The 10,218-nt window shown below is 32.2% G+C and carries 10 protein-coding genes and 1 pseudogene; 10 read left to right on the forward strand and 1 reads right to left on the reverse strand.

Annotated elements, in window-relative coordinates:
• A pseudogene (locus IDG60_RS22995) lies at positions 1 to 120 on the reverse strand (hypothetical protein); the annotation flags it as partial.
• Between the two features lie 257 nt (positions 121 to 377).
• Between IDG60_RS22995 and isaB the strand changes: the two are divergent.
• The 10 genes from isaB to IDG60_RS18675 form a co-directional block, all read left to right on the forward strand.
• Positions 378 to 905, forward strand: a complete 528-nt coding sequence (gene isaB, locus IDG60_RS18630) for an immunodominant staphylococcal antigen IsaB (RefSeq protein WP_001044560.1) — start codon at positions 378 to 380, stop codon at positions 903 to 905.
• Positions 906 to 1,328: 423 nt separating this feature from the next.
• Positions 1,329 to 2,858: a zinc metalloproteinase aureolysin gene (gene aur / locus IDG60_RS18635; protein WP_001225022.1), complete on the forward strand. Its 1,530-nt coding sequence runs from the start codon at positions 1,329 to 1,331 to the stop codon at positions 2,856 to 2,858.
• A gap of 366 nt (positions 2,859 to 3,224) precedes the next feature.
• On the forward strand, positions 3,225 to 3,674 hold the full coding sequence (locus IDG60_RS18640) for an arginine repressor (protein WP_000748760.1): 450 nt from the start codon (positions 3,225 to 3,227) through the stop codon (positions 3,672 to 3,674).
• A 35-nt stretch (positions 3,675 to 3,709) separates the two neighbouring features.
• Positions 3,710 to 3,844, forward strand: a complete 135-nt coding sequence (locus IDG60_RS18645; RefSeq protein WP_031775727.1) for a hypothetical protein — start codon at positions 3,710 to 3,712, stop codon at positions 3,842 to 3,844.
• 176 nt (positions 3,845 to 4,020) lie between these two features.
• The gene (gene arcA, locus IDG60_RS18650; protein WP_000129417.1) at positions 4,021 to 5,256 is read left to right on the forward strand and encodes an arginine deiminase; all 1,236 of its coding nucleotides are present in this window, start codon (positions 4,021 to 4,023) and stop codon (positions 5,254 to 5,256) included.
• Positions 5,257 to 5,288: 32 nt separating this feature from the next.
• Positions 5,289 to 6,299 (forward strand): ornithine carbamoyltransferase, encoded by a 1,011-nt coding sequence (gene argF / locus IDG60_RS18655; protein ID WP_000136162.1) that lies wholly within the window; start codon positions 5,289 to 5,291, stop codon positions 6,297 to 6,299.
• A gap of 90 nt (positions 6,300 to 6,389) precedes the next feature.
• Positions 6,390 to 7,820, forward strand: coding sequence for an arginine-ornithine antiporter (gene arcD / locus IDG60_RS18660; protein ID WP_001005835.1), 1,431 nt, complete (start codon positions 6,390 to 6,392; stop codon positions 7,818 to 7,820).
• Positions 7,821 to 7,836: 16 nt separating this feature from the next.
• The gene (gene arcC / locus IDG60_RS18665) at positions 7,837 to 8,778 is read left to right on the forward strand and encodes a carbamate kinase (protein ID WP_000660028.1); all 942 of its coding nucleotides are present in this window, start codon (positions 7,837 to 7,839) and stop codon (positions 8,776 to 8,778) included.
• 98 nt (positions 8,779 to 8,876) lie between these two features.
• Positions 8,877 to 9,581: a Crp/Fnr family transcriptional regulator gene (locus IDG60_RS18670; RefSeq protein ID WP_000138213.1), complete on the forward strand. Its 705-nt coding sequence runs from the start codon at positions 8,877 to 8,879 to the stop codon at positions 9,579 to 9,581.
• A 349-nt stretch (positions 9,582 to 9,930) separates the two neighbouring features.
• The coding region (locus IDG60_RS18675; protein WP_206161050.1) for a YSIRK-type signal peptide-containing protein at positions 9,931 to 10,218 on the forward strand (288 nt) is incomplete at its 3' end.

Below are 10,218 nucleotides of genomic sequence, written 5' to 3' on the forward strand. Positions count from 1 at the left end.
TTTATTTTCTTGTTCTTGGTTATTACTTGATGATGTAGAATGATTTATTGCAGCATAAATTGCGAACCCAAGTGCTCCGATTAATACGATAATTACGATGGTAATAAGAAGTTTTTTCAAATATAACGCCTCCATGTTAATGAAAAGTAGTTGATACGTGAAGCTAAATAATTTATTTCAATATTGCCATAATCATTTTAAAAAATAAATATTAGAAAAGTAGGCGATATTAATATTTTCATTGTTTTTTGTGTACTTCAATTAGTATAACAAAACTGTTGTGTATTTATAAATATAATCATTAGTATTTTTATGGCTGAAAAAGTTATAATAAAAGTGTAAGGAATAAAATATTTGTATGGAAAAGAGAGATAATTATGAATAAAACCAGTAAAGTTTGTGTAGCAGCAACATTAGCATTGGGCACACTGATTGGAGTAACAGTTGTTGAAAATTCGGCGCCAACAAGTAAACAGGCACAGGCAGCAATAACCCCATATTATACTTATAATGGTTATATTGGTAATAATGCTAATTTTATTCTGGATAAGAATTTTATTAACGCGATTAAGTATGATAATGTGAAATTCAATGGTATTAAATTAGCTAAAACGAATACGATAAAAAAAGTAGAGAAATATGATCAAACTTTTAAAGGTGTTTCTGCAAAAGGAAACGAAGCAAGTCAATTGCAATTTGTAGTTAAAAATAATATTTCATTAAAAGATATCCAAAAAGCTTATGGCAAGGACTTGAAAAAAGAAAATGGTAAAACAAAGGAAGCTGATAGCGGTATTTTTTACTATCAAAATGCTAAAAAGACATTAGGCATCTGGTTTGTCGTTGATCATAATAGAGTTGTCGAAGTAACAGTTGGACATACACCATACAAAACAAGTAAATAAAATAATGGCATATTAAGGCTAGAGTGTGAGGAGAGATACCGCATTCTAGTCTTTTTTATTAAATAATAACGATTATTGCGTCTTACATAGTTGTTTGAAATTGATAAAAATGTTTATTTGATCATGATTATTTAAATAGTTATCTCACATATTTCAAGCATTGATTAAGTATATAGAGCACTATTTTGTATTTGTTAATATTTTCACAAAAATAAAGCCTTGATAAATTTTAAAATATAATTAAGCTCAATTTTTAAAATTTTATTTAGTTACAGATAACATTTTTAAAAAAGAAAAGAATCAATAAATAAAATCAACGAACAAAAAGTATCGAAATAAATAGAAATAATCATTTACTTTTCTGAAAAATTAAATTAATATTTTATTTATAAGCTGTTTTTAAGATTTCAGGAGGAATGAAATGTGAGGAAATTTTCAAGATATGCATTTACAAGTATGGCAGCAGTAACATTGTTGAGCACTTTATCACCAGCAGCATTAGCGATTGATTCAAAAAATAAACCAGCTAATTCTGATATTAAATTTGAGGTGACTCAAAAGAGTGATGCGGTCAAAGCATTAAAAGAATTGCCTAAATCCGAAAATGTAAAAAATATTTATCAAGATTACGCTGTTACTGATGTAAAAACTGATAAAAAAGGATTTACGCATTATACATTGCAACCGAGTGTTGATGGTGTTCATGCACCTGACAAAGAAGTGAAAGTACACGCAGACAAATCAGGAAAAGTCGTTTTAATCAATGGGGATACTGATGCGAAGAAAGTAAAGCCAACGAATAAAGTGACATTAAGTAAAGATGACGCAGCCGACAAAGCATTTAAAGCAGTTAAGATTGATAAGCATAAAGCGAAAAATCTTAAAGATAAAGTCATTAAAGAAAACAAAGTTGAAATCGATGGTGACAGTAATAAATACGTTTATAATGTTGAGTTAATTACAGTGACACCAGAAATTTCACATTGGAAAGTTAAAATTGATGCTCAAACTGGCGAAATTTTAGAAAAAATGAACTTAGTTAAAGAAGCTGCAGAAACTGGTAAAGGAAAAGGTGTACTTGGCGATACAAAAGATATCAATATCAATAGTATTGACGGTGGATTTAGCCTAGAAGATTTAACGCATCAAGGTAAATTATCAGCATTTAGCTTTAATGATCAAACAGGTCAAGCAACATTGATTACTAATGAAGATGAAAACTTCGTAAAAGATGAGCAACGTGCTGGCGTAGATGCAAATTATTACGCTAAACAAACATATGATTATTACAAAGACACATTTGGTCGTGAATCATATGACAACCAAGGTAGTCCAATTGTTTCATTAACGCATGTTAATAACTACGGTGGTCAAGATAACAGAAATAATGCCGCATGGATTGGTGACAAAATGATCTATGGTGATGGTGATGGTCGCACATTCACAAGTTTATCGGGTGCAAATGACGTAGTGGCACACGAATTAACACACGGTGTGACACAAGAGACTGCGAACTTAGAATATAAGGACCAGTCAGGCGCTCTAAATGAAAGCTTTTCAGATGTTTTTGGATACTTTGTAGATGACGAGGATTTCTTAATGGGTGAAGATGTCTACACACCTGGAAAAGAGGGGGACGCTTTACGCAGCATGTCAAACCCAGAACAATTTGGTCAACCAGCTCATATGAAAGACTATGTATTCACTGAAAAAGATAATGGTGGCGTACATACGAATTCTGGAATTCCAAATAAAGCAGCTTATAACGTGATTCAAGCAATAGGGAAATCTAAATCAGAACAAATTTACTACCGAGCATTAACGGAATACTTAACAAGTAATTCAAACTTCAAAGATTGTAAAGATGCATTATACCAAGCGGCTAAAGATTTATATGACGAGCAAACAGCTGAACAGGTGTATGAAGCATGGAATGAAGTAGGCGTGGAGTAAAAATATATAAACAAGAAGAAGTAATGTTAAACACTTATAAATAATTAAATTTTAAATACAGCTTATATATGGGGTATACCTACATTGATAATTGACTTTGTAGGTATACCCTCTCTTTGTAATTAGATGAGAGGAGTGTGAGGGTTGTCTGCCGAAAGACTACTCGGCAGTCTAAAATCATTACAAGTAGTAGATATGTGATAATTAAATGCTGACTTAGAATACAAAATTCATTTTAAAAGTTGTCACAAAAAATTTACATGTATTTTTATTATCTTTTGCAAAACAAAGTGTTAAATTATAAATGAAACATGCATGAATTTATTTTTTAATACAAGAAACGTAACTACCAAAGGAGTTTACAATATGAAGAAAAGTAAACGATTAGAAATTGTTTCTACAATAGTTAAAAAGCATAAGATTTATAAAAAAGAACAAATCATTTCATATATTGAAGAATATTTTGGTGTAAGATATAGTGCAACAACAATTGCTAAAGACTTGAAAGAACTTAATATATATCGTGTCCCTATCGATTGTGAAACATGGATTTATAAAGCTATTAATAATCAAACAGAACAAGAGATGAGAGAAAAGTTTAGACACTATTGTGAACATGAAGTTCTAAGTTCAATCATCAATGGTTCATACATTATCGTTAAAACCTCACCTGGTTTCGCCCAAGGCATAAACTATTTTATCGATCAGCTAAATATAGAAGAGATATTAGGTACGGTGAGTGGAAATGACACTACATTAATCTTAACTGCCTCAAATGATATGGCAGAATACGTATATGCAAAATTATTTAAATAGACATGTATCAAATGAATAATAAAAATTAGTTTCGTATCACGTGTACACAAGTTAGTTACCAAATATTAACTTGTGTACGCGTTTTTTTATGGAAAGAAAGAATTCATAGTCATTCATTTGACTGTATAAAAAACTTTATACAACGTGTTTTTGTGGGTCTTTTTGAATAAAAAATGTATATTTTGACCCAAAACACCTTTATTTATGTATAAAAATCCATTATTATGTATTGTATAACAAAAAGATATGAAATTTTCGACTTTCTTTATGTGAATATAATCACATGTAAGCGTTTGAAGATTGTCTATACTCTAAATGAATTCAAAGATAAAAGGAGGAAATAGACATGACAGATGGTCCAATTAAAGTAAATAGCGAAATTGGAGCTTTAAAAACTGTGTTACTTAAGCGTCCTGGAAAAGAATTAGAAAATTTAGTACCTGATTATTTAGATGGATTACTATTTGATGATATTCCATATTTAGAAGTAGCTCAAAAAGAGCATGACCATTTTGCGCAGGTGCTAAGAGAAGAGGGTGTTGAAGTACTTTACCTTGAGAAGTTAGCAGCTGAAAGTATTGAAAATCCTCAAGTAAGAAGTGAATTTATTGATGATGTATTAGCAGAGTCTAAAAAAACAATATTAGGTCATGAAGAAGAAATTAAGACATTATTTGCGACACTTTCTAATCAAGAACTTGTAGATAAAATAATGTCAGGGGTACGTAAGGAAGAAATTAATCCGAAATGTACACATCTAGTAGAGTACATGGATGATAAGTATCCATTCTATTTAGATCCAATGCCAAACCTTTATTTTACTAGAGATCCACAAGCCTCAATAGGACACGGTATAACAATCAATCGGATGTTCTGGAGAGCACGACGACGAGAATCAATATTTATTCAATATATTGTAAAGCATCATCCTAGATTTAAAGATGCGAATATTCCAATCTGGTTAGATCGAGATTGCCCATTCAATATTGAAGGCGGCGATGAACTTGTTTTATCTAAAGATGTCTTGGCTATAGGCGTTTCAGAACGTACATCTGCACAAGCTATTGAAAAGTTAGCGCGACGTATTTTTGAAAATCCGCAGGCGACGTTTAAAAAAGTAGTAGCAATTGAAATTCCAACTAGTCGAACTTTTATGCACTTAGATACAGTATTTACAATGATAGATTATGACAAATTTACAATGCATTCAGCCATTTTAAAGGCAGAAGGCAATATGAATATATTTATTATTGAATATGATGACGTAAATAAAGATATTGCCATCAAACAATCTAGTCATTTAAAAGATACTTTAGAAGACGTACTAGGTATAGATGATATCCAATTCATTCCAACAGGAAATGGTGATGTCATTGATGGTGCTAGAGAGCAATGGAATGATGGCTCAAATACATTATGTATAAGACCAGGCGTTGTAGTGACTTACGATAGAAACTATGTATCGAATGATTTATTGAGACAAAAAGGCATAAAAGTCATTGAAATATCTGGTAGCGAGCTGGTACGTGGACGTGGGGGCCCTAGATGTATGAGTCAACCACTATTCAGAGAAGACATTTAACGTAATAAATTATAGAAGCGAGGGTGAAAATAATGACAGAAATTCAAAAACCGTATGATTTAAAAGGCAGATCATTATTAAAAGAAAGTGATTTTACCAAAGCAGAATTCGAAGGACTTATTGATTTTGCAATTACATTAAAAGAGTATAAGAAAAACGGTATTAAGCATCACTACTTATCTGGAAAAAATATTGCACTACTATTCGAAAAGAATTCGACGAGAACGCGTGCAGCGTTTACAGTTGCGTCTATTGATTTAGGTGCGCATCCAGAATTTTTAGGGAAAAATGATATTCAATTAGGCAAAAAAGAATCTGTAGAGGATACTGCGAAAGTATTAGGTAGAATGTTCGATGGTATTGAATTCCGTGGTTTTTCACAACAAGCTGTTGAAGATTTAGCGAAGTTCTCTGGTGTACCGGTGTGGAATGGATTAACAGACGATTGGCATCCTACACAAATGTTAGCTGATTTTATGACAATAAAAGAGAATTTTGGATATCTAGAAGGAATAAACTTAACTTACGTTGGAGATGGACGTAATAATATTGCGCATTCATTAATGGTAGCAGGTGCTATGTTAGGTGTTAATGTAAGAATTTGTACACCTAAATCATTAAATCCAAAAGAGGCATATGTTGATATTGCAAAAGAAAAAGCGAGTCAATATGGTGGTTCAATCATGATTACGGATAATATTGCAGAAGCAGTTGAAAATACAGATGCTATATATACAGATGTTTGGGTATCGATGGGTGAAGAAAGTGAATTTGAACAACGTATTAATTTATTAAAAGACTATCAAGTGAATCAACAGATGTTTGATTTAACAGGTAAAGATTCAACGATATTCTTACATTGTTTACCAGCATTCCATGATACAAATACACTTTATGGACAAGAAATTTATGAAAAATATGGATTAGCTGAAATGGAAGTTACAGACCAAATCTTTAGAAGTGAACATTCAAAAGTGTTTGATCAAGCTGAAAATAGAATGCATACAATTAAGGCAGTAATGGCAGCAACATTGGGGAGTTAATCACTAAATGGAACGATATGAATATGATGTGTCTGATGATATAAGTGTCATGTACAGACACCTCATATTGGTATTAAAGGAGAAATGAATATGAACGAATCAGGAGATAACAAACTCAGTAAATCTTCTTTAATTGGACTAGTTATAGGATCCATGATTGGTGGCGGTGCGTTCAATATAATGTCTGATATGGGCGGTAAAGCCGGTGGATTAGCCATTATTATTGGTTGGATTATTACAGCTATAGGAATGATTTCATTAGCGTTCGTATTTCAAAATTTAACCAATGAACGGCCGGAGCTAGACGGTGGTATTTATAGTTATGCTCAAGCAGGATTTGGCGATTTTGTAGGATTTATCAGTGCTTGGGGATATTGGTTCTCAGCGTTTTTAGGCAATGTTGCCTATGCAACACTATTGATGTCAGCAGTAGGTAACTTTTTCCCGATTTTTAAAGGAGGCAACACATTACCAAGTATTATTGTCGCCTCGTTACTACTCTGGGGTGTCCATTTCTTGATTTTAAAAGGCGTTGAAACAGCAGCATTTATCAATAGTATTGTTACTGTTGCAAAGTTAATCCCGATTTTACTTGTAATCATATGCATGATAATTGCATTCAATTTTGACACTTTTAAAACAGGCTTTTTCGGTATGACGTCAGAGGGTGTATTGCCATTTAGTTGGGCGAGCACAATGAGCCAAGTTAAAAGTACGATGCTAGTGACAGTTTGGGTGTTTATCGGTATCGAAGGTGCAGTAATTTTTTCTAGTAGAGCTAAAAATAAAAAAGATGTAGGTAGTGCCACGGTTATAGGACTTATATCAGTTTTAATTATCTATTTCTTATTAACTGTATTAGCTCAAGGCGTGATTTTGCAAAATCATATTTCTCAATTAGATTCGCCAAGTATGGCACAGGTGCTTGCAACTATTGTAGGTGGTTGGGGATCTACACTTGTAAATATTGGTTTAATTATTTCGGTACTAGGTGCATGGTTAGGATGGACATTGCTTGCTGGTGAATTACCTTTCATTGTTGCAAAAGATGGATTATTTCCAAAGTGGTTTGCTAAAGAAAATAAAAATGGAGCACCTGTAAATGCACTGCTTATTACCAATATATTAGTACAATTATTTTTAATAAGTATGCTATTTACACAGAGTGCGTATCAATTTGCATTTTCACTAGCATCAAGTGCTATTTTATACCCTTACATGTTCAGTGCATTTTACCAAGTTAAATACACTTTAGAGCATCGACAGCAAGCAACTACTAAGCAATGGACGATTGGCATCATAGCCTCAATTTATGCTATATGGCTTATATATGCAGCAGGTATCAATTACTTATTATTGACGATGTTACTTTATATTCCAGCTCTTCTTGTTTATTCAATCGTTCAAAAGAATAATCAGACACGTTTGATTAAATCAGACTATATTCTTTTTATGATTATTATCGTACTTGCAGTTATCGGATTAATTAAGTTATTGATGGGAACGATAAATGTTTTTTAAAAGGAGCGACAAAAATATGAAAGAGAAAATTGTCATTGCATTAGGCGGTAATGCGATACAGACAAAAGAAGCAACAGCTGAAGCACAACAAACAGCTATTAGACGTGCGATGCAAAACCTTAAACCTTTATTTGATTCACCAGCGCGTATTGTCATTTCACATGGTAATGGCCCACAAATTGGAAGTTTATTAATCCAACAAGCTAAATCGAACAGTGACACAACGCCGGCAATGCCATTGGATACTTGTGGTGCAATGTCACAGGGTATGATAGGCTATTGGTTGGAAACTGAAATCAATCGCATTTTAACTGAAATGAATAGTGATAGAACTGTAGGCACAATCGTTACACGTGTGGAAGTAGATAAAGATGATCCACGATTCAATAACCCAACCAAACCAATTGGTCCTTTTTATACGAAAGAAGAAGTTGAAGAATTACAAAAAGAACAGCCAGACTCAGTCTTTAAAGAAGATGCAGGACGTGGTTATAGAAAAGTAGTTGCGTCACCACTACCTCAATCTATACTAGAACACCAGTTAATTCGAACTTTAGCAGACGGTAAAAATATTGTCATTGCATGCGGTGGTGGCGGTATTCCAGTTATAAAAAAAGAAAATACCTATGAAGGTGTTGAAGCGGTTATAGATAAAGATTTTGCTAGTGAGAAATTAGCAACGCTGATTGAAGCAGATACCTTAATGATTCTTACGAATGTAGAAAATGTATTTATTAACTTTAATGAACCTAATCAACAACAAATCGATGATATTGATGTAGCAACACTGAAAAAATACGCGGCACAAGGTAAGTTTGCGGAAGGATCGATGTTGCCAAAAATAGAAGCTGCGATACGATTTGTTGAAAGTGGGGAAAACAAAAAAGTTATCATTACCAATTTAGAGCAGGCATACGAAGCTTTGATTGGTAATAAAGGTACACACATTCACATGTAGCACTTTATCACGCGACAAAACATTAAATATGTTTCTCCGTTGATTCAAATGAAAAAGTTGTCTGCTGACACTTTGCAAGGTTTGAAGGAGTTTAACTTATGACAGAAAACTTTATTTTGGGTAGAAATAATAAATTAGAACATGAACTAAAGGCATTAGCAGATTACATTAATATCCCATATAGTATATTACAACCATATCAAAGTGAATGTTTTGTCAGACATTATACGAAAGGCCAAGTTATTTATTTTTCGCCACAAGAAAGTAGCAATATTTACTTTTTAATTGAAGGTAACATTATTAGAGAACATTACAATCAAAATGGAGATGTATATCGTTATTTTAATAAAGAGCAAGTATTATTTCCAATCAGTAACTTATTTCATCCGAAAGAGGTTAACGAATTGTGTACAGCATTAACCGATTGTACAGTTCTTGGATTGCCTAGAGAATTGATGGCTTTTTTGTGCAAAGCTAATGATGATATATTTTTGACACTTTTTGCATTAATAAATGATAATGAGCAGCAACACATGAACTATAACATGGCATTAACAAGTAAATTTGCTAAAGATCGAATTATTAAATTGTTTTGTCATCTATGTCAGACAGTAGGGTACGATCAAGATGAATTTTATGAAATCAAACAGTTTTTAACTATTCAACTCATGAGTGATATGGCTGGGATTTCCCGGGAAACAGCTGGTCATATTATTCATGAACTTAAAGATGAAAAACTTGTTGTTAAAGATCATAAAAATTGGTTAGTAAGCAAACATTTATTCAATGATGTATGTGTTTAATATACAATGTAAAATGAATAAGTTGAACATGAGGTCTAACGTACATTTATACGTTAGGCCTTTTTTGCTAGCATGATGAATAATTTAAAATGTTAGTTAAATTTGATTGTTGAAATTACAGTAAAATTTAAGGTGATGAAAAATTTAGAACTTCTAAGTTTTTGAAAAGTAAAACATTTGCAATAGTGTAAAAATGGTATATTGATTTTTGCTAGTTAACAGAAAATTTTAAGTTATATAAATAGGAAGAAAACAAATTTTACGTAATTTTTTTCGAAAAGCAATTGATATAATTCTTATTTCATTATACAATTTAGACTAATCTAGAAATTGAAATGGAGTAATATTTTTGAAAAAAAGAATTGATTATTTGTCGAATAAGCAGAATAAGTATTCGATTAGACGTTTTACAGTAGGTACCACATCAGTAATAGTAGGGGCAACTATACTATTTGGGATAGGCAATCATCAAGCACAAGCTTCAGAACAATCGAACGATACAACGCAATCTTCGAAAAATAATGCAAGTGCAGATTCCGAAAAAAACAATATGATAGAAACACCTCAATTAAATACAACGGCTAATGATACATCTGATATTAGTGCAAACACAAACAGTGCGAATGTAGATAGCACA

The sequence above is a fragment of the Staphylococcus sp. EG-SA-2 genome, assembly GCF_017152085.1.